This is a genomic window from Pseudomonas sp. E102 (genome assembly GCF_052660185.1).
This window is the reverse complement of sequence record NZ_CP084025.1, coordinates 1,843,399-1,864,368: the sequence shown is the minus strand read 5'-3', so window position 1 is coordinate 1,864,368 and position 20,970 is coordinate 1,843,399. Positions and strand designations below refer to the sequence as shown.

The 20,970-nt window shown below is 61.5% G+C and carries 19 protein-coding genes; 10 read left to right on the top strand and 9 right to left on the bottom strand.

Annotated elements, in window-relative coordinates; genetic code table 11:
* The first annotated feature begins 19 nt into the window (after positions 1-19).
* From DOCECA_RS08555 to DOCECA_RS08540, 4 genes are all read left to right on the top strand, one after another.
* Positions 20-1,123: an ABC transporter ATP-binding protein gene (locus DOCECA_RS08555; protein WP_434611291.1), complete on the top strand. Its 1,104-nt coding sequence runs from the start codon at positions 20-22 to the stop codon at positions 1,121-1,123.
* Positions 1,124-1,139: 16 nt separating this feature from the next.
* Entirely contained in the window at positions 1,140-2,621 is a 1,482-nt protein-coding gene (locus DOCECA_RS08550) for a mannitol dehydrogenase family protein (RefSeq protein WP_445571754.1), read from the top strand.
* Positions 2,622-2,714: 93 nt separating this feature from the next.
* Positions 2,715-4,202, top strand: a complete 1,488-nt coding sequence (gene xylB, locus DOCECA_RS08545; RefSeq protein WP_445571753.1) for a xylulokinase — start codon at positions 2,715-2,717, stop codon at positions 4,200-4,202.
* Positions 4,203-4,214: 12 nt separating this feature from the next.
* On the top strand, positions 4,215-5,153 hold the full coding sequence (locus tag DOCECA_RS08540) for a carbohydrate kinase family protein (RefSeq protein ID WP_445571752.1): 939 nt from the start codon (positions 4,215-4,217) through the stop codon (positions 5,151-5,153).
* A gap of 71 nt (positions 5,154-5,224) precedes the next feature.
* Here DOCECA_RS08540 and DOCECA_RS08535 read toward each other — a convergent pair whose 3' ends face one another.
* The 4 genes from DOCECA_RS08535 to DOCECA_RS08520 form a co-directional block, all read right to left on the bottom strand.
* Entirely contained in the window at positions 5,225-5,503 is a 279-nt protein-coding gene (locus tag DOCECA_RS08535) for a DUF1652 domain-containing protein (protein ID WP_420766886.1), read from the bottom strand.
* A 380-nt stretch (positions 5,504-5,883) separates the two neighbouring features.
* A complete protein-coding gene (gene ilvA, locus DOCECA_RS08530) occupies positions 5,884-6,891 on the bottom strand; it encodes a threonine ammonia-lyase, biosynthetic (RefSeq protein ID WP_445571751.1) in 1,008 nt (335 codons plus the stop codon).
* Positions 6,892-7,147: 256 nt separating this feature from the next.
* Positions 7,148-8,296, bottom strand: coding sequence for a PQQ-dependent sugar dehydrogenase (locus tag DOCECA_RS08525; protein WP_434650969.1), 1,149 nt, complete (start codon positions 8,294-8,296; stop codon positions 7,148-7,150).
* Between the two features lie 40 nt (positions 8,297-8,336).
* Complete coding sequence (locus DOCECA_RS08520; RefSeq protein ID WP_445571750.1) at positions 8,337-8,678, bottom strand: hypothetical protein; 342 nt, start codon at positions 8,676-8,678, stop codon at positions 8,337-8,339.
* Positions 8,679-8,899: 221 nt separating this feature from the next.
* Between DOCECA_RS08520 and ku the strand changes: the two genes are divergently transcribed.
* Together ku and ligD are read left to right on the top strand one after the other, a co-directional pair.
* Entirely contained in the window at positions 8,900-9,790 is an 891-nt protein-coding gene (gene ku, locus DOCECA_RS08515; RefSeq protein ID WP_420766855.1) for a non-homologous end joining protein Ku, read from the top strand.
* A 33-nt stretch (positions 9,791-9,823) separates the two neighbouring features.
* Complete coding sequence (gene ligD, locus DOCECA_RS08510; protein WP_445571749.1) at positions 9,824-11,812, top strand: DNA ligase D; 1,989 nt, start codon at positions 9,824-9,826, stop codon at positions 11,810-11,812.
* 4 nt (positions 11,813-11,816) lie between these two features.
* On the opposite strand, the gene lpxO is transcribed toward ligD, so the two are convergent.
* Entirely contained in the window at positions 11,817-12,716 is a 900-nt protein-coding gene (gene lpxO / locus DOCECA_RS08505; RefSeq protein WP_445571748.1) for a lipid A hydroxylase LpxO, read from the bottom strand.
* Positions 12,717-13,120: 404 nt separating this feature from the next.
* Here lpxO and DOCECA_RS08500 point away from each other — a divergent pair, with 404 nt between their 5' ends.
* Together DOCECA_RS08500 and DOCECA_RS08495 are read left to right on the top strand one after the other, a co-directional pair.
* Positions 13,121-14,707: an ABC-F family ATPase gene (locus tag DOCECA_RS08500; protein ID WP_420766852.1), complete on the top strand. Its 1,587-nt coding sequence runs from the start codon at positions 13,121-13,123 to the stop codon at positions 14,705-14,707.
* A gap of 345 nt (positions 14,708-15,052) precedes the next feature.
* A complete protein-coding gene (locus DOCECA_RS08495) occupies positions 15,053-16,246 on the top strand; it encodes an MFS transporter (RefSeq protein WP_445571747.1) in 1,194 nt (397 codons plus the stop codon).
* On the opposite strand, the gene DOCECA_RS08490 is transcribed toward DOCECA_RS08495, so the two are convergent.
* Positions 16,240-17,277: an alpha/beta hydrolase family protein gene (locus DOCECA_RS08490; protein ID WP_445571746.1), complete on the bottom strand. Its 1,038-nt coding sequence runs from the start codon at positions 17,275-17,277 to the stop codon at positions 16,240-16,242. The two genes, DOCECA_RS08495 and DOCECA_RS08490, sit on opposite strands and share 7 nt — an antisense overlap.
* Positions 17,278-17,460: 183 nt before the next feature.
* Positions 17,461-18,069 (bottom strand): FMN-dependent NADH-azoreductase, encoded by a 609-nt coding sequence (locus tag DOCECA_RS08485; protein WP_434650961.1) that lies wholly within the window; start codon positions 18,067-18,069, stop codon positions 17,461-17,463.
* 129 nt (positions 18,070-18,198) lie between these two features.
* On the opposite strand from DOCECA_RS08485, the gene DOCECA_RS08480 reads away from it, so the two are divergent.
* Positions 18,199-19,107, top strand: coding sequence for a LysR substrate-binding domain-containing protein (locus tag DOCECA_RS08480; protein ID WP_420766848.1), 909 nt, complete (start codon positions 18,199-18,201; stop codon positions 19,105-19,107).
* Entirely contained in the window at positions 19,104-19,454 is a 351-nt protein-coding gene (locus tag DOCECA_RS08475; protein ID WP_445571745.1) for an MmcQ/YjbR family DNA-binding protein, read from the top strand. Before DOCECA_RS08480 ends, DOCECA_RS08475 begins: the two co-directional genes overlap by 4 nt.
* A gap of 4 nt (positions 19,455-19,458) precedes the next feature.
* Here the strand turns inward: DOCECA_RS08475 and DOCECA_RS08470 are convergent, their stop codons facing one another.
* Both DOCECA_RS08470 and DOCECA_RS08465 read right to left on the bottom strand, forming a co-directional pair.
* Positions 19,459-19,881 carry a DUF1294 domain-containing protein gene (locus DOCECA_RS08470; protein WP_445571744.1) on the bottom strand — a complete coding sequence of 141 codons (423 nt, stop codon included), beginning with the start codon at positions 19,879-19,881 and terminating at the stop codon, positions 19,459-19,461.
* A complete protein-coding gene (locus DOCECA_RS08465; protein WP_420766845.1) occupies positions 19,878-20,708 on the bottom strand; it encodes an undecaprenyl-diphosphate phosphatase in 831 nt (276 codons plus the stop codon). The genes DOCECA_RS08470 and DOCECA_RS08465 overlap by 4 nt, the downstream gene beginning before the upstream one ends.
* Positions 20,709-20,970: the final 262 nt, after the last annotated feature.

Sequence of the window (20,970 nt, the reverse complement as noted above, 5' to 3'; positions counted from 1 at the left end):
GAAGTGGAGGCCCATCATCATGGCCAACCTGAAAATCAAGAATCTGCAAAAAGGCTTCGAAGGTTTCTCCATCATCAAGGGCATCGACCTTGAAGTGAACGACCGCGAGTTCGTGGTGTTCGTCGGCCCGTCGGGCTGCGGCAAGTCCACGCTGCTGCGGTTGATCGCCGGCCTTGAAGAAGTCAGCGACGGCACCATCGAACTGGACGGCCGCGACATCACTGAAGTCAGCCCGGCCAAGCGCGACCTGGCGATGGTGTTCCAGACCTACGCCCTTTACCCGCACATGAGCGTGCGCAAGAACATGTCCTTCGCCCTGGACTTGGCCGGCGTGCCCAAGGCCGACGTCGAGAAGAAAGTCAACGAAGCGGCGCGCATCCTCGAACTGGGGCCGATGTTGGAGCGCAAGCCCAAGCAACTGTCCGGTGGACAGCGCCAGCGCGTGGCGATCGGCCGGGCCATCGTGCGCAATCCGAAGATTTTTCTGTTCGACGAACCTCTGTCCAACCTCGACGCCGCCCTGCGGGTGCAGATGCGTTTGGAATTGGCGCGTCTGCACAAGGAACTGCAAGCGACGATGATCTACGTGACCCACGACCAGGTCGAAGCCATGACTCTGGCCGACAAGGTCGTCGTGCTCAACAGCGGGCGCGTCGAGCAGGTGGGCTCGCCTCTGGAGCTGTACCATCAGCCGGCGAACCTGTTCGTCGCCGGCTTCCTCGGAACGCCGAAGATGGGCTTCCTCAAGGGCAAGGTCACCGGCCTGGACGACCAGGGTTGTGAAGTGCTGCTGGACGCCGGCACTCGCATCAGCCTGCCGCGAATTGGCTCGAACTTGAGCATCGGCGGCGCGGTAACCCTGGGGATTCGCCCGGAGCACCTTAACCTGGCCCAGCCGGGCGATTGCACGCTGCGGGTGACCGCCGATGTCAGCGAGCGCCTGGGCAGCGACACCTTCTGTCACGTCATCACCGCTTCCGGCGAAGCCCTGACCATGCGCGTGCGCGGTGACCTGGCGAGCCGATTCGGCGAGCAACTGGACCTGCACCTGGACGCCGAACACTGCCACTTATTCGATGCCGAGGGCGTAGCGGTTTCCCGCGCGCTACGCGCTGCCGCCTGATTGCCGAGATTTTGAGATGAAACTCAACCGACAGAACCTGCACAACCTCAACGCAGAGGTCGTCCTGCCCGCTTATAACCTGGACGACCGGCGCCAAGGCATCGCCCACATCGGTGTCGGTGGCTTCCACCGTGCGCACCAGGCGTATTACACCGATGCATTGATGAACACCGGCGAAGGCCTCGACTGGGCCATTTGCGGCGTAGGCCTGCGCCCCGAAGATCGCCGCGCCCGGGACGACCTGGCCGGCCAGGATTTCCTGTTCACCCTCTATGAACTGGGCGACACCGACGACACCGAGGTCCGGGTGATCGGTGCCATCACCGACATGCTGCTGGCCGAAGACAGCGCCCAGGCATTGATCGACAAGCTGGCCGACCCGCAGATCCGCATCGTCTCGCTGACCATCACCGAAGGTGGCTACTGCATCGACGACAGCAACGGCGAGTTCATGGCCCACCTGCCGCAGATCCAGCACGACCTGGCCCACCCCGACGCGCCGAAGACCGTGTTTGGATTTCTGTGCGCAGCCCTGGCCAAGCGCCGCGCCGAGGGGACGCCGGCGTTTACCTTGATGTCTTGCGATAACCTGCCCCACAACGGCGCGGTGACGCGCAAGGCGCTGCTGGCCTTCGCCGCGCTGCGTGATCCGGCGCTGGGGCAATGGATTGACCGCAACGTGAGTTTCCCCAACGCCATGGTCGACCGCATCACCCCGATGACCAGTGGCGCCCACCGCTTGCAGCTGCATGACGAGCATGGCATCGATGACGCTTGGCCGGTGGTATGCGAGCCGTTCGTGCAGTGGGTATTGGAAGACAAGTTCGTCAACGGTCGCCCGGCCTGGGAGAATGTCGGCGTGCAATTTACCGACGACGTTTCGCCTTACGAAGAAATGAAGATCAAGCTGCTCAACGGCAGCCATCTCGCCCTGACCTACCTGGGTTTCCTCAAGGGTTATCGCTTCGTCCACGAAACCATGAACGACCCGTTGTTCGTGCGCTACATCCGCGCCTACATGGACTTGGACGTCACGCCCCAACTGGCGCCCGTACCCGGCATCGATCTGACGCTGTACAAGGACACCCTGGTGGAGCGCTTCTCCAACCAGGCCATCGCCGACCAACTGGAACGGGTGTGTTCGGATGGCTCGTCGAAATTTCCGAAGTTCACCGTACCGACCCTCAATCGCCTGATTGCCGACGGCGGCGAGACCCGCCGCGCGGCGTTGGTGGTGGCGGCCTGGGCGGTATATCTAAAGGGTGTGGACGAAAATGGCGCGGTCTATTCAATTCCCGACCCTCGCGCGGCTTTCTGCCAGGCGCTGGTGGCTGACGATGCCCTGGTGACCCAGCGAATGTTGGAAGTAGAAGAAATCTTCGGCACGGCTATACCTCGCTCACCTGAATTCGTGGCAGCCTTCGAATGGTGTTGCAACAGCTTGCGCGAGCATGGGGTAACGCGGACGCTTGAGCGAGTGCTGGCGGATCAAGGCTAGGTACGGCCCGCCTTTCGTGGCGAGGGAGCTTGCTTCCTCGCCACAGGTTTTGTATGTCCCTGACGATAATCTGATGCTGATCCGAGGATTTCCATGGCAAACCAACAACTGTTCCTGGGCATCGACTGCGGCACCCAAGGCACCAAGGCGCTGATCCTCGACGCGGCCAGCGGCCAGGTACTCGGCCTGGGCGCCGCGGCCCACAGCATGATCAGCGGCGCCAACGGCCGCCGTGAACAAGAGCCCCAGCAGTGGCTCGACGCATTCACCCAGGCGACGCACCAGGCATTGGCCGCCGCCGGGGTCGATGGCCAGGCGATTCTCGGCATCGGCGTGTCCGGGCAGCAGCATGGCTTGGTGCTGCTGGATGACCAAGGCCAGGTCCTGCGCCCGGCCAAGCTTTGGTGCGACACCGAGACCACCCCGGAAAACGATCGGCTGCTGGCGCACCTGGGCGGTGAAAGCGGCAGCCTCGAACGCCTCGGCGTGGTGATCGCGCCGGGCTATACGGTATCCAAATTGCTCTGGACCCAAGAGCAGCACCCCCAGGTCTTCGAGCGCATCGCCAGCGTCCTGCTGCCCCACGACTTCCTCAACCACTGGCTCACCGGTCGCCATTGCAGCGAATATGGCGACGCCTCGGGTACGGGTTATTTCAACGTACGCACCCGTCAATGGGACATGGCGCTGTTGCGGCATATCGACCCCAGCGGCCGGCTGCAATCGGCTTTGCCCGAACTGATCGAGGCTCACCACCCTGTCGGCAGGATCCTACCGGAGATCGCCGCGCACCTGGGGCTGAACCCCGAGGCGGTGGTGTCCAGCGGTGGCGGAGACAACATGATGGGCGCCATCGGCACCGGCAACATCCAGCCCGGCGTGATTACCATGAGCCTCGGGTCCTCCGGCACCGTGTACGCCTATGGAGCGGAGCCTACCGTCAGTCCGCAGCCATCGGTAGCGACCTTTTGTTCCTCCAGCGGCGGCTGGCTGCCGCTGATCTGCACCATGAACCTGACCAACGCCACCGGGGCCGTGCGCGAGCTGCTGGACCTGGACATCGACACCTTCAACACCCTGGTATCCCAGGCACCGATCGGCGCCGAGGGCGTCTGCATGCTGCCATTCCTCAACGGTGAACGTGTCCCCGCCCTGCCCCACGCCACTGGCGCCCTGCTGGGCCTGACGACCACCAACCTGAGCCGGGCCAACCTGTGCCGCGCGGTGGTCGAAGGCACGACATTCGGCCTGCGCTACGGCCTGGACCTGTTGCGTGCCAATGGCCTCAAGGCCCAGAGCATCCGCCTGATCGGCGGCGGCTCGAAGAGCGCGGTCTGGCGGCAGATCGTCGCGGATATCATGGACACCACCGTCATCTGCACCGAGCAGAGCGAGGCGGCGGCCTTGGGCGGGGCAATCCAGGCTGCGTGGTGCCATGGCGGCGCGCAAGAATCCCTGGCCGATCTGTGCGAACGCTGCGTCACGCTCGACCCGGCCAGCGAAACCCGCCCCGTCACCGAGCATGTCGCGGCGTCGCAACACGCCTACGAACGTTACCGGCAACACGTCGCAACCCTTTGAGAGCAGGCAATTATGTATTTGGTGTGTGGTGAAGCGCTGTTTGATTTCTTCAGCGCAAATGAAGCAGGAACCCCGGCTTCCCAAGTGAATTACAAAGCGATTGCCGGCGGCTCGCCCTTCAACGTGGCGGTGGGGCTGCGGCGGTTGGGGGTCGAATCAGCGCTGTTTACCGGGCTTTCCGCCGACTATCTGGGTCGTCGTCTGCACCAAGTGCTGGTCGACGAAGGCGTCAGCACCCGGTTCGCCCACGACTTCGATGTGCCAACGACCTTGGCGATGGTAGCTGTCGGGGCCAACGGCTCGCCGCATTACAGCTTCCGTGGCGAAGGCTGCGCGGACCGCCAACTGAGCCTCGACCATCTGCCGACCCTGGGCCCGGAGGTGCGCGGTTTGCACGTCGGCTCGTTTTCCCTCGTGGTGCAACCCGTTGGCGATACATTGCTTGCGCTCGTGCAACGCGAGAGCGGCAAACGCCTGATCAGCCTGGACCCGAACGTGCGGCTCAACCCGCAACCGGATATCGAGCTCTGGCGTTCGCGAATAGCGACACTGGTACCGTACGCCGACCTGATCAAAGTCAGTGACGAGGACTTGAGCCTTCTTTATCCCGACCGCGATCCACAGGATGTCATCGCAGGTTGGCTGGAACACCGCTGCCAACTGGCGTTCCTGACCCGTGGGGGCCAGGGCGCGACGGTGCTCAGCCGTCAGCATGGGGTGTGGTCGCTCCCCGCTTGCCCGGTGCAAATTGCCGATACCGTGGGCGCAGGCGACACGTTCCAGGCGGCGTTGATCGCTTGGCTGACCGAACAGCGATTGGATAATGTGGAGGGTTTGCATTCGCTGGACGCTGGGCAAATCGGCAAGATGCTCGACTTCGCGATGCGCGCTGCTGCGTTGACCTGCGCCAAAACCGGACCGGATTTGCCGTACCGCCAGCAGCTTGATTAGAAAGGAATGACTCGACGCCGGGTTCGAACACATCGGACCCGGGCGTCAGGCTTGCTTAGGTTGGGCTGGGGTTAGCGCCCGTTCATTCGGTGCTGCTGATGAAAATAATTGCCTGAACCGTGACCGTGATCCAGTTCAGTTCGCAGCTCGGCAATCAGATCATTGATCGCCCGGCAGCCCGTGAGCTTGGTGGCATCGATGTCGCTCTTGACCAGTGCTACGCGATCGGTTTCATGATCGTCGTAGATCTTGACGGTCATGGACAAGTCCGGTGACAAGGTGCATTGCGACCGCTTGGGCAGCAGGCTGCTTTCGATGATGTTTCGCATTTCGAGGGCAGATAAAAACATGGCAACTCTCTCCTGTTGAGCCAGCCAATTCATGTTCACGGACGGCGGTATTTTCGTCCGTTTCTTCCCTGCGGACTGGACTGTGAATGCCGTGCCGTTCGTTCATTTTGGCGTTTTCTGGTGTCGGGGCCCGTAGATCGGGCTCCTGTATTTACCCGCAATTAATATGCCCATATCTGAATACTTCCAGACAGTTACAAATCAATGACTTAGCCAGTAACGCCCCTAGAAGGACCATGCAAAATGCATGGCGAGGGCCTTTCTTCCATGCAAACTGCAATCAGTCAGTTCGACTTGCCACGCTCAGAGTAGCCACTGTTTCGACTTGATGGCCGGGCGTCCGTCGGCTGATTCAAAAAAGTTCGCCTGACGGTTCAACATCAAGCGATTTCCACGGCAGCACGTTCCGCCACGTGGCGCAAGCTGTCGAAGTTAATGTTGGCACCAGAATCGATAGCAACGAACGTTTGCCCTTGCGCTCCGCTTTGCGCCACGTGTTGCTTGATTCCCGCTACCGCCAGTGCACCGGAGGGTTCGGTGATCGAACGTGTATCGTCGTAAATATCTCTGATCGCCGAGCAGAGCTGGTCATTGGTCACGGTGATCACATCATCGACACAGAAGCGACAGATATCGAAACCGTGGGCGCCGATCTGCGCCACCGCCACACCATCGGCAAAAGTGCCCACGCTGGGGAGCGTCACCCGCGCACCCGCTGCCAGCGCGGCTTGAAGACAGGCGGAGTGTTCTGATTCAACGGCGATGATGCGGACTTCGGGGCGTAGATATTTGACGTACGCCGCCACCCCGGCGATCAGCCCTGCGCCGCCCACTGGAACGAAAATCGCGTCCAATCGGCCTGGGTGCTGGCGCAGGATCTCCATCGCAACGGTTCCCTGCCCGGCGATAACATCCGGATCGTCGAACGGCGAAACGAACTCCCGTCCGCTACGGCGAGCCAGTTCCAACGCGAACGCCAGGGCAAACGGGAAACTTTCACCGTGCAACAACGCCTCGGCGCCTCGGCTGCGTACACCCGCGACTTTCAACTGCGGCGTGGTCTGCGGCATCACAATGCAGGCCGAAATGCCCAGCTCCCGCGCCGCCAGCGCCACGCCCTGGGCATGATTGCCCGCCGAGGCGGTGATGACCCCACGGCTGCGCTGCTCCGGGGTCAGTTGCACCAACTTGTTGTAAGCACCGCGGATCTTGAAAGAAAAGGTCGGCTGCAGATCTTCACGCTTGAGCAGGATCTGATTGCCGAGGGCCTGGGATAGCGCGGGTGCCGCCTGCAACGGTGTGGCCACCGCCAGCTCGTAGACCGGGGCGGCAAGGATCCTTTTTACATACTGTTCCAGCAAATCCAGCTCGGCACTGGTCGGGGTCATGGCGGTCTCCTGGTTCTGAAGAAGCCCTGGAGACAGAAAGAAGAAACCCGCCTCTAGGGCGGGTTCGGTGCAGCCGTCAGCTAGCCCGCCAATCAGGAATGGCGGTAATAATGCTTGGCTGGCTGCGCAACACGGTGGAAGTCATGGCTGGAAATTAGCCGCGACGAAGCGGTAAGTCAACGGAAATCAAGTCGCTGCAATCTTGTGGCGAAGGGGTGAATCCCCTCGCCACAACTTTAGTTTCATCGCATCGCGATTACTTCAGTCCGACCTTGTACAACGCGCCGTCATCTTCGTCCGTCAATACGTAGAGGAAACCATCCGGGCCCTGGCGAACATCGCGGATGCGCTCCTTGAGCTCACCCAGCAAGCGCTCTTCATGAACGACCTTGTCACCTTCGAACTCCAGGCGAATCAGGTCCTTGGACACCAGCGCGCCGATAAACGCGTTGCGCTGCCAAGGCTTGAAACGATCGTTGTCGTAGAACGCCATGCCGCTGAGCCCCGGCGATACCTGCCAGACGTGGTGCGGCCCTACGGTGCCTTCGACAGTCTTGCCCTGGGCCTCGGGAATCGGCGCGCCGGAATAGTTGTCGCCATGGGTCGCCAACGGCCAGCCATAGTTCTTGCCTCGCTCGATGATGTTGATCTCGTCACCACCCTTGGGACCGTGCTCGTTTTCCCACAACGTGCCGTTCCAGGTGTTCAGCGCAGCGCCTTGGGGGTTACGAATGCCGTATGACCAGATCTCCGGGCGTACGTTTTTCTGGCCGACGAAGGGGTTGTCGTCAGGCACCTTGCCGTCGGGGTAGACCCGCACGATCTTGCCCTGCAGCTTGTCCAGGTCCTGGGCGGTGGCACGGTCGTTGTTCTCCCCAAGCGTAATGAAGAGATAGCCATCCCGGTCGAACACCAGGCGGGAACCGAAGTGGTTGCCAGTGGAGAGCTTGGGCTGCTGTCGGAAAATCACGTCGAAGCCGTCAAGGCTTTTCAAGTCCTTGGACAATTGCCCCCGGCCCACGGCAGTGCCGGCCTTGCCGTCCTCCCCGGCCTCGGCGTAGGACAGGTAGATCGTGCGGTCCTGCTTGAAGTCCGGAGACAGCACCACATCCAGCAAACCGCCCTGTCCCTTGGCCCAGACCTGCGGAACACCGTTCAGCGGTGCAGACAATCTTCCATCGGTGCTAACCCACCGCAGGTTGCCGGCGCGCTCCGTCACCAGCATGCCTTGCTGGTCAGGCAGGAACGCCACGGACCAAGGGTGCTCGAGCCCCCTGGCTACCGTCGTGACTTCGAGGGTGCCCTCCTCGCTCTTGAATGCCTGGACTTGCGCGGCGAAGACCGGCGTGGCGAAGACCACCATGGCGCTGGCAAACAGGGTGGCCCGGAATGTTTTACGCAACATGCACACTTCCTTCTGTGGTGACATGGATCAGGACGGCGCCTCAGCGATTGCCGTTGTTCATGTTCCTGGGGGGTGTCGGAGATTCGATCGTCGGCCGTGGCGAACCGGCTGGCGAGCCAGCCCGAGGATAGCCGTTGCCGATACCGCCATTTTCCAGGGTCGGGGGCCGCGGCACCGGCACCGTCGGGTTGCTGCGAATGGTTGGCACGTTGGGCTGGGTGCCCTGCATGCTGTTGGGGTTGGCCCGGCGGATCGGGCTGTTGTACGGATTGTTGTTGCCCGGCACGTTCTGCGTTAGCAACACGGGCCCGGTGACCGGGGTAACGGCCTGGGCCGTGGCGCTCATGAAAAGCGCTATCAAGGCGAGCACCCGCCTGTTCATGGAAACCTCCCTGCAACACGAGACGATACCGGCATATCGAAAGCACGCTACGCCGCAGGTTCGTTGTTGTTAAGCGAAATATCCCACTGAAGATGTAACGAGGCATCTCCGCCTGCGGCCTCCCATGGACGTCAACCGCAGCCAGCCGGCGCCCGGCGGAAACTTTTCCCAAGCCAGTGGGGTCACCAGAGAGACCACTCACCGGTAAGGAAAAATGCACCATGGCACGGGCAATCTGGAAAGGCGCAATCAGTTTCGGACTGGTCCACATTCCCGTGGCGCTGGTGTCGGCCACAGCGTCCCAAGGCGTGGATTTCGACTGGCTGGACAAACGCAGCATGGATCCGGTGGGGTATAAGCGTGTCAACAAGGTCACCGGCAAGGAAGTGACCAAGGATGACATCGTCAAAGGCGTGCAGTACCAGAAGGGTCAATACGTGCTGATCAGCGAGGAGGAAATTCGCGCAGCCCACCCCAAGTCCACCCAGACCATCGACATTTTCTCTTTTGTCGACAGCGAGAAGATCCCGCTACAGAACATCGACAAGCCTTATTTTCTGGCGCCGGACAAGCGCGGCGGCAAGGTCTATGCGCTGCTGCGCGAGACCCTGCTCAAGACCAACAAAGTCGCCCTGGCGAATGTGGTGCTGCATACCCGCCAGCACCTGGCGGCGCTCATGCCGCTGGAATCGGCCCTGGTGCTGGTGATGCTGCGCTGGCCTGCCGAAGTCCGCGAACTCGATGTACTGGAACTGGGCGACGAAGTGACCAACCCCACGTTGGCGAAAGGCGAACTGGAGATGGCCAAACGCCTGGTGCAAGACATGAGTGGTGACTGGGAGCCCCAGGAGTACCGCGACAGTTTCCAGGAAAAAATCATGGAGCTGGTGGAGAAAAAGGCCACCGAAGGCCGGCTCGAAGCGGTGGAAACCGACCCTGGCGAAGAACAGCGCAAGACCGCCGACGTCATCGACCTTACCGAACTGCTCAAGCGCAGCCTTGGCGGCAAGGGCAAGGCCCCGGAAAAACCAGCCGAAAAGACTGCGGCAAAATCGACCAAGACGCGTAAATCCGCTCCAGCTAAAAAAGCCACCAAGGCCTCCCAGGGCTAAACCCCGGGCGCCTGCAATACAAGGGAATCTGTCATGGCCAAGGCCGAGAGTGAATCTGCCCGTCTGTCCGATGTGGAAGCGGACCCAATAACGACTCGTACCCGCGCCCGACGGGGCGAACAGGTAGACAACGGCCGGCTCCCGGAACGTCTGTCACCACCGTTGGCCACGCCGGTGGAGCACCCACCGGCGGGTGAATGGCGCTATGAAGTCCAGTTCCACGGGTATCGACTCCTGGCGCGAATCGAGAACGGCGAAGTACGCCTGTTGAATCGCAGCCACACGGACTGGACCGAACGGCTCAGGCTGCACGCCGACGCCCTGGCGAGGCTGGACCTGGGTGACTGTTGGCTCGATGGGGAACTGGTGCTGCTCGACGACACCGGCCATTCCGACTTCCCTGCCCTGCGCCAGGCCTTCGAGATCGGTCGTAGCGTCGACATGGTCTACTTTCTTTTCGACGCGCCGTTTCTCAATGGCATCGACCTGCGCCAACAGCCGTTGGAAGAACGCCGCGCCGCACTCAAGAACGCGCTGAAGAACAACACCAGCAAGCGCCTGCGGTTTTCCGAGGCATTCTCCGCCAGCCAACACGACATCTTCGAAAGTGCCACCGCCCTTTCCTTGGACAGTGTGGTCGGCAAGCGCCTGGGCAGCCCCTATGTCTCCGGCCGCAACCCCGATTGGGTCAAGCTCAGATGCCGGCTGCGCCAGTGCTTCGTCATCGTGGGGTTCACGCGCCCGCAAGGCAAACGCAGCGGTTTTGGCGCACTGTTGCTGGCGGTCAACGGGCCGTCGGGGCTGGTGTACGCCGGTCGGGTCGGCACGGGCTTCAGCCAGTCCCAACTCAAGCAACTGCATGAACAACTCTGCGCCCAGGAGCGCGAAACCTCACCGCTGGACAAACCGCTCAGCGGCGCACAGGCACGCGGCGTGCATTGGGTCGAGCCGACACAAGTCTGCGAAGTCGAATTCGCTGAATGGACCGGCGACGGCCTGGTCCGCCAGGCGGTATTCCTTGAGCTACCGGGCGACGGGCAAGCCAGTCGCGTTGTGCGCGAACAACCCATGCCGATAAAAGCGGCGGCCCCCAAGCCCAAGCGTCGGACCAAGGCCAACGCCGCCAAGGTCGACGGCGTGGTGATCACCCACCCCGACCGCGTCGTCGACAGCGTCAGCGGCGTGCAAAAAGCAGAGCTGGCGCGATACTACCTGGACATTGGCCCGTGGATCCTGCCCCACCTCAAGTTGCGCCCGGTCGCGCTTGTGCGGGCACCGGAGGGGATCGGCGAAGAACTGTTCTTCCAGAAACATGCCGACCGCCTGGAGATCCCCCATATCAAACAGCTGGACCCGGACCTGGACCCAGGCCATGCGGCGCTGATGGAGATCGACAGCGTCCATGCGCTGGTCGGCGCCGCGCAGATGGGTGCGGTGGAGTTGCACACCTGGACGGCGACCCATGACCGGATCGAGACACCCGACCTGTTCGTCCTGGACCTGGACCCCGACCCGTCGCTGCCCTGGAGCGCCATGCTGGAAGCGACACGCATGACCTTGTCGGTGCTTGACGAACTGGGCTTGCAAGGATTTCTCAAGACCAGCGGCGGCAAAGGCATGCACGTCATCGTGCCGATGGCGCGCAGCGAGGGGTGGGATGTCACCAAAGCCTTCGCCAAGGCCATCTCACAATTCCTGACCCGGCAGATGCCGCAACGAATCACCGCGACCATGGGGCCGAAGAACCGAGTGGGCAAGGTGTTTGTCGACTATCTGCGCAACGCCCGTGGCGCCAGTACCGTGGCCGCCTACTCGGTGCGCGCAAGACCAGGCCTGCCGGTTTCGGTCCCGATAGCACGGGACGAACTGGACGGCCTGCGCAACGCCCAGCAATGGGACATCCAGACGGCACTGGAGCGGGCCAAGGGCCTGGGCGCCGATCCGTGGGAAGGTTATAGCCATCGCCAGCGGATCACCACCAGGATGTGGACACAGCTGGAGGCTGAAAAGCCCGGTTCCTGAACTTTCAGATCCAGACGAAAATAGCCAGCAGAGCGCCGAAGAACGCCCATTTCTGCAAGTAGTACAACTTGCGGTTGCGTTTCTTCAGCGCTTTGCCTTGCAGACGAATCTTGTACAACCGTGAAAACGCCCGGTTCAGGCCGCCAGTCTTGTCACCGGCATCGTTCGGCGCTCCAGCGGCGGACATCACGGTACGGCTGAACCAACGGTTGAACGCCGTGGCCCAACGGTACTTCATGGGCCGTTCCACGTCGCAGAACAAGATGATGCGGTTATCTGGCGTCGTGTTTTCGGCGTAATGGATGAACGTCTCGTCGAATATGACCGCCTCGCCGTCCCGCCAGTGATACGACTGGCCGTCGACATCGATGTAGCAGCCGGCATCATTGGGCGTCTGCAGGCCCAGGTGGTAGCGATAGGAGCCGGCGTACGGATCACGATGTCGGACCAGTTTCGAGCCCGGCGGCAGTTCAGCGAACATGGCCGCCTTGATCGAGCCGATGCCCTGCACCAGCTCGGTGGTGCGTGGGCACAGCTTCATGGCCGACGGATGGCTGTCGCCATACCACTTGAGATAGAAACGCTTCCAGCCGGTCTTGAAAAAGGAGTTGAAGCCCACGTCGTCATATTGGTTCGAGCGCTTGATCTCGCCTGCTTGCAACAGGTTCTGTCCCTCGGCGCGAATTTCTTCCCAATGGGCCTGCAACGGGCTCAGGTCCGGGAACTCGCCTGGGCTGAGGAACGGCTTGTTGGGGAATTTCGAGCACAGGTAGAGCAGGCAATTGACCGGCGCGAGGAAGGACGAGTGATCGCTCAGCTGGCGTCCGAGCTTATGCCGCACGCGCCCACGCAGATGCACATAGCCGATGGAGAGGATATAGATCGCAACGATGATGAGCTTCACGGAGTCCGTCACAATGCAAGAGTTGACAGGCGGCGTCTCCTGGCCAGCCAAGCGGCGAGGTAGAGGGCGTCGAGTGAGATGGCATTTTAGCCAGACTTTGTAACTGAAAGTTATCCTCAGTTGTGAAAAACTGTCTCGCCCGGGCAATACCCTATCGTTAACGCGTCCAGATCAGTACAATCGCCGCCCAATATCACGCGCCCCCTTTTGGCCGATGCCGGAAAACCGACCTCGGCGCCTATCCATTCGGGCGAGGCGCTCCGTATGCAGCTGTCCTCTTATGCCGGATGGACCCTTGCGCTTGCGACCGCGAAGCTTCCAGCGCGGTGCGGATCGGCGCAAACAGGTACTGAACAGGTACTGCCGCACCCTTAGCTACTCTGAATGTTCCGCAGGATAAACCTTTGATTTCTACAGCTAACATCACGATGCAGTTCGGCGCCAAGCCGCTGTTCGAAAACGTCTCTGTCAAATTTGGCGCGGGTAACCGCTACGGCCTGATCGGTGCCAACGGTTGCGGCAAGTCGACCTTCATGAAAATCCTCGGCGGCGACCTCGAGCCATCCGGCGGCCAGGTGATGCTGGAGCCGAACGTGCGCCTGGGTAAACTGCGCCAGGACCAGTTCGCCTACGAGCAATTCACCGTGATCGATACCGTGATCATGGGCCACGAAGAGCTGTGGAAGGTCAAGGCCGAGCGCGACCGCATTTATTCGCTGCCGGAGATGACCGAAGAAGACGGCATGGCCGTGGCCGAGCTCGAAACCGAGTTCGCCGAGATGGACGGCTACACCGCCGAATCCCGCGCCGGTGAACTGCTGCTGGGCCTGGGCATTCCCCTGGAACAGCATTTCGGCCCGATGACCGAAGTCGCCCCAGGCTGGAAGCTGCGTGTGTTGCTCGCCCAGGCATTGTTCTCCGATCCGGAAGTGCTGTTGCTCGACGAACCGACCAACCACCTGGACATCAACACCATCCGTTGGCTGGAAAACATCCTCACGGCGCGTAACAGCACCATGATCATCATTTCCCACGACCGGCACTTCCTCAACAGCGTCTGCACCCACATGGCCGACCTGGACTACGGTGAGCTGCGCCTGTTCCCAGGCAACTACGACGAATACATGATCGCGGCCACCCAGTCCCGCGAGCAGTTGCTGTCGGACAACGCCAAGAAGAAAGCCCAGATCGCCGAATTGCAGACGTTCGTCAGCCGGTTCTCGGCCAACGCCTCGAAAGCCAAGCAGGCCACTTCCCGCGCCAAGCAGATCGACAAGATCCAGCTGGCCGAGGTCAAGCCATCGAGTCGCGTCAGCCCGTTCATTCGCTTCGAACAGACCAAGAAGCTGCACCGCCAGGCCGTGACCATCGAGCGCATGTCCAAGGGCTTCGACGGCAAGACGCTGTTCAAGAACTTCAGCTTCACCGTCGAAGCCGGCGAGCGCGTGGCGATCATCGGCCCCAACGGCATCGGCAAGACCACCCTGCTCCGTACCTTGATGGGCGAGCTGACACCGGACGCCGGCTCGGTCAAATGGACCGAAAGCGCGGAACTGGGCTACTACGCCCAGGACCACGCCCACGACTTCGAGGACGACGTCAGTTTGTTCGACTGGATGGGCCAGTGGACTCAGGGCGAACAGATGATCCGTGGCACCCTGGGTCGCATGCTGTTTTCCAACGATGAGATCCTCAAGTCAGTCAAAGTCATCTCCGGTGGTGAACAGGGCCGCATGCTGTTTGGCAAGCTGATCCTGCAAAAGCCGAACGTACTGGTGATGGACGAACCGACCAACCACTTGGACATGGAATCCATCGAAGCGCTGAACCTGGCGCTGGAGAACTACCCGGGCACGTTGATCTTCGTCAGCCACGACCGCGAATTCGTATCGTCCCTGGCGACCCGCATCATCGAGCTGAGCGCCGATGGCGTGGTCGACTTCAGCGGCACCTACGATGACTACCTGCGCAGCCAGGGCGTGATGTTCTAAGAACAGCCACAAGCCGTAAGCCTCAAGCTGCAAGCGAAAGCCCTGTCCATGTGACGGGGCTTTTTCGTTCTAAACCCAAAAACCGGTGGGAGCGAGCCTGCTCGCGGAATGGCCACTCCTGCCAGCATCCCATTGCCTGACCCACCGCCATCGCGAGCAAGCTCGCTCCCACGGGGCACTTGTGGCCTGCCCCAAGGCTCAAGTACACCCAAACACTGTGGGAGCGAGCCTGCTCGCGATGGCGTTGGCACAGCCATCCCGCTCAACAACCGTTAGCCAGCTTCCTTTTCTCCCCGCCACGCGCCATGATGAAGCACTCCTGCCGCTGCCCGCGAACGAGCCACCATGCCAACAGCCCAGCCCGCTCCCAGCTCCTTGTCGATCACCTTGCAGATCGTCTCCATCGTTTTCTACACCTTTATCGCCTTTCTTTGCATCGGACTGCCCATCGCCGTGTTGCCAGGCTATGTCCACGATCAATTGGGCTTCAGCGCCGTCATCGCGGGGCTGACCATCGGCTCGCAATACCTGGCGACCCTGCTCAGCCGCCCCATGGCCGGAAGGCTGTCGGACAGCGTCGGGACCAAGCGGGCCATCGTGTATGGTTTGCTGGGGATTCTGCTCAGCGGCGTGCTGACGCTGATCTCGACATTGCTGCAGGATTTCCCGCTACCAAGCCTGGTGATCCTGATCGCGGGACGTTTGCTCTTGGGGGTCGCCCAAGGGCTGATCGGTGTCGGGACGATCAGTTGGTGCATGGGCCAGGTCGGCGTGGAGCACACCGCCCGCTCGATTTCATGGAATGGGATTGCTTCCTACGGCGCCATCGCCATCGGTGCGCCGCTGGGGGTGGTGATGGTCGGCAGCCTCGGCTTCGACAGCCTGGGCATCGCCTTGTCCTTGTTGGCCGGCATGGCGCTGCTGCTGATTCGCAACAAGCCGTCGGTACCGGTCGTGCGTGGCGAGCGCCTACCCTTCTGGGCCGTGTTCGGGCGCATTTCGCCCTTTGGCGCGAGCCTGTGCCTGGCCTCGATCGGCTACGGCACGCTCACCACCTTCATTACGCTGTTCTATGTCAGCCGCGGGTGGACCGGCGCGGCGTGGTGCCTGACGGTCTTCGGCATCTGCTTCATCCTGTCGCGGCTATTGTTCATTTCCAGCATCGCCCGTTTCGGTGGCTTCAGCTCGGCCATTGTCTGCATGAGCATCGAGACCGTGGGGCTGGTGATGCTCTGGCTCGCCCCCTCCACCGCGTTTGCCCTGGTGGGCGCGGGCTTGGCCGGTTTTGGCTTGTCGCTGGTCTACCCGGCGTTGGGCGTGGAAGCCATCAAGCAGGTGCCCAACAGCAGCCGAGGTGCCGGGTTGAGCGCCTATGCGGTGTTCTTCGACCTGGCATTGGCGATTGCCGGCCCGCTGATGGGCGCGGTGGCGTTGAACCTCGGCTACCCGTCGATCTTTTTCTTCGCGGCCTTGTTGTCGCTTATCGGCCTGGGCCTGGCGCTACTGCTGCGCCGGCGGGCCGAGCGTAGCGATCACTGATCGGCCGTCCTCATGCCCGCGCGGGTCGGCTTGCCCAGTGCCTGGCTGAAGAAGCGACTGGCCTCGGAGATCATGGTGCGGTGGATGTCCTGGCGATCGACCCCATCGGCATCGGTACACAGCGCCGGCATTGCCGCGATCTGCTCGTCGGTGCATGGGGCCATGAAGACGAAGTGGCCGGCCCCGGCCAATGTCTTGAAGTCCGGCGCGGTGGGCAGCTTGCGCGCCAGGGCCGCGGCGTTCTTGTCGAACGCCACCAGTTTGTCGCCGTCGCCACTGTAGAGCAGCACCGGCACATGGACGTCGGCCAACGTGTGACGGCCGAATTTCAGGCTCGACGGCGCCATCAGCAGCAATGCGCGAACCCTGGGATCAGCCACCGGCGACAGGTCATCGCGATCGGCAATCAGCTCACCCTGGGTATTGCAGGCGTCACGGTCATCGGGCCGTTCCTGGCAATAGCGCCGCAGGCGATTGAGGTCTGGCGTGGCGCCAGAGAGAATCAGGGCGGTTTCACCGCCGGCCGAATAACCGATCACGCCCACCTGTCCGGCATTGACGAATGGCGAGAGCATGGGGTCGTTCAACGTTGCGGTGATGGCTTCGGAGATCTGGATCGGCCGCCCGTACAAATTGCTTAAAGTACCGAGTCGGCTGTGATCCTGGGCGTTGTCCCCCGGATGTATCACCGCCACCACCACGAACCCCTTGCGTGCCAGCGAGGTGGCCAGGTCATGCAGGTCCAAGGGCGTGCCGGTGTTGCCATGGGAGAGCATGAGCAATGGAAACCGGCCGATGGCGATCTGGGCATCCGGCGCCGCGTCGATCTGATAGCCGCCCAGGGAGCTGGACTGATCCTTGGCGGTGGACGGATAGAACGCGATGGCATGCATCGGCCGCTGGTCCAGCGGATCGAGAAAATCCAACTCATGGAAACCGGCGCTCCAATGCGGATGCGGCGCCGGCGCGGCCTGCACCGGACTGAGGCTGGCAAACAGACAAAGCAGTAATGCTGCACCAACACGTGTCATCGAATCTTCCACCTTCGCACGCACGGGGAAGGCCCCGTCGCTACCGTTCTGGCCGTGCATAACCTGCGCCATCAAGCCCAGCGCCGACATACGAAAAAACCCCGTATTCCAGCCGCTTCATGACGACGAGAATACAGGGTTTTACAAAGGTTGCCCGAAGCGCCTGGCGCCTTTACGCAAGCCTTACGCGGCGGCGAATTGCTGACTGATTTGCGCGTGAGCTTCGCTCATGCCCTTGCTGCGCATGGCGTCGCCCTTGGCAAGCCCTTCTGCACGGACAAACTCGATATCGGTGATGCCAAGGAAACCGAACATTTGCTTGAGATAATCTTCATGGCCTACACCACTCGGTTGCCCAGCGTGCAAACCGCCTGCGGTGGAAACGATTACCAGCTTCTTGCCACCGCACAAGCCCTCGAAGCCCGCCTCGCCGTAGCGGAACGTCTGGCCGGCCACGGCAATGCGGTCAATCCAGGCCTTGAGCTGGGTTGGAATGGTGAAGTTGTACATGGGCGCGGCGATGACCAGCGCATCTGCCGCTTGAAATTCGGCCATGGTTTCAGCGCTAAGGTCAGCTTCGTATTTCAGGGCAGCATCGCGCAATTCAACGCTGGTGCCGGCGGCGACCAGCGTCTGGGCGGAAAAATGGCTGATCGCATCGGCTGCCAAGTCGCGGTAGATAACCGTGATGCCCGGCTCCGAGGCGACCCACGCGTCAACCACTTCACGGCTCAATTGGCGCGAAGCGGAGTTGTCGCCGAGGATGCTCGAATCGATGTGCAACAGTTTCATGTGAGTGCTCTCCAAGTGAGGATCGCGACCAGGCGATCAATTGAGAACAATCCTACCGATGAAACCAATAGCCGATAAGACACCAACAATGCGATAGTTCGTTCCACTGACAGGACAATCGAGCTGGCCATGCAGGACCTCAACGATCTTTATTACTTCGCCAAGGTGGTCGAGGCCGGCGGCTTCGCGGCGGCCGGGCGCTTGCTCGGCATACCGAAATCGCGGCTCTCACGGCGTATAGCCGAGCTGGAAGAGCGTCTCAATGCTCGCCTGTTGCAACGTACGACTCGCCAACTGAAGCTGACCGCCGTGGGTGAACGCTACCTTCGCCACTGCCAGGCGATGTTGCTGGAAGCGGAGATGGCCGACGAGGCCGTGGCGAGCATGTCCAGCGAACCCCGTGGACGGCTGCGGGTGTCGAGCCCGGTGGGATTGGCGCACCAGTTTTTGCCATCGATCATCGAAACCTTCCTGGCGAAATACCCGCAGGTCCAACTGGAGATGATTCTGCTCAATCGGCGGGTGGACCTGGTCAGCGAAGGCATCGACGTGGCGCTGCGGGTGAGAGACTTGGGTGACGAGGACCCGCTGTTGATGACCCGCCGCTTGCGCCAGGCCCGGTTGATCATGGTCGCCAGCCCCGCCTTTACCGAGGGGCGCCGAATCGAAACCCCGGAGGATCTACGGCAACTGCCGGTGCTGGGGGCGTTGGAAGCAGATCGACAGGTTCACCTGCGCCTGCTCGACCGCCGTGGTCAAAGCACCGAACTGGCCTTGGAAGCGCGCCTGGGCATCGATGATTTCATCGTGCGCCGCGCCTGCGCCCTCGCCGGCCTGGGCTTCACCCTGCTGCCGAGCATGTACTGCGAAGAGGAATTGCGCGACGGCAGGTTGGTGGAGTTATTGCCTGGCTGGTCATCCCCCGATGGCTGGCTCTTGGCGGTTTATCCTCACCGGCGCGGTATGCTGCCGGCGGTGCGCGCCTGGATCGATCATTTGGTGGCGGCGTTTGAACAATGTGGAGAGAAAACGCTATGAGCTTGAGCGAAGAGGATGTCGCACGGTTTTGCCTGGACCTGCCTGGGGTCAGGGAAGACTACAAGTGGGGCGGCGTGCGGGTATTTTCCATCGCTGGAAACAAGATGTTCGCCTTGCAGGGCCTGCGCAGTGATTCGTTGGCGTTCAAGGTCGACAAGGACCTGTTTCTAGGCCACTGCGACCGGCCCGGCATTCACCCCGCGCCTTATCTGGCCCGGGCGCAGTGGATCATCATGAACGTGCCCTACCCGCTGGGCGATGACGAATTGCGGGGGTTGCTGCAACGCTCCCATCAACTGGTGGTCAGCAAATTGCCGAAGCGGACGCAGGTTGGGTTGTTGCTGTAGCGTCCTAGAACAACGCCAGCAGATGCCCACCCAGGAACAACTGATCCACCCAGAACCCCTGGTGCAATAACACGACGAACCAGAACACCACCTGAAACGAAACCTTGCGGGTCTTGTGGCGAAACACCTGTTGAGCCAGCAACGCACCGGGCCAGCCACCGGCCAGCTCGACGGCGTGCAACACATTTTCCGGCGTGCGCCAGGCGTCCGAACGCGCCTTGCGCTTATCGCTCCAGTAGAGCAAAAACGCCACGACACTGACGACGCCGTAAGCCGTCATCGGCACCCAGGACTCGCCTTGCAGCCCCAGCAGTAGCGAACCCGCGAGCGGCAAGGCGCACAGCAGCGCGAACACGCCCAGCTTGAGCCGCAGGTTCTGCACGGCCCCGCTGGTGTGACGCGCGCCGCGCCGGCCTGAATCGTTCATGGCTTGGCCGCTGTCCAGTCCACCCAGCCAAACTGCCAGGTCGCCAGGATCAACAGGCCGAACGCAATCCGATACCAGGCGAAGACTGCATAGCTGTGGCTGGCGATGAAGCGCAGCAGGCCCTTGACCGCGATCATGGCGAAGATGAACGCGGTAATGAAGCCGATGGCAAACACGGGGAAATCCGCCGGAACGAACAATTCGCGGTATTTATAGCCGGAGTAAACCGCCGCGCCGACCATGGTCGGCATTGCCAGGAAAAAAGAGAATTCCGTGGCGGTCTTGCGCGACAGGCCGAACAGCAGCCCGCCGATGATGGTTGCCCCGGAGCGGGAGGTGCCGGGAATCATCGCGATGCACTGGGCCAGGCCGACTTTCAGGGCGTCCTTCCATGTCATGTCATCGACGGTTTCGGCGTGCACCGTGTGCTGGCGCTTCTCGGCCCACAGCATCACCAACCCACCCACTACCAGCGCCGTCGCAACGGTAATGGCGTTGAACAGGTAATGATGGATCCAGTCGGCGAGCAGCACGCCCAATATCACCGCGGGAAAGAAGGCAATCAGTAGGTTGGCGGTGAATCGACGGGCGCCGGGCTGGGTCGGCAGGCCCAACACCACATCAAAAATCTTGCGCCGAAACTCCCAGACCACCGCCAGGATCGCGCCGAGCTGGATGATGATGTTGAACGCCATCGAACGTTCGCCACCAAACCCGAGCAAATCCGCAACAACGATCTGGTGCCCCGTGCTGGAAATCGGCAGAAACTCCGTCAGGCCCTCTACCACGCCAAGAATCAATGCCGAAAAGGCAGTCCACAAATCCATTCATCCCCCAAAAAAAAGCCTGTCTATCCAGGCCTTTCTATATTCAAACATTACGCGGCGAGCGCAGCGGGCTGCACGATAACCGCGACCTTGCAAAAAAAACCAATGAAAAAAGCAGAACCGGCTCAGGTTTTGCGCTGCGGGGCCGAAATCCTATCAGACAAGCCCTGATAACGCTGCCGCGTCATGACCCAGGTCCATCACGCGTACCTGCCGAGCGTTAAAGTGCCGGCCGTCGTTAAATGACAAGAATAAGAACCGG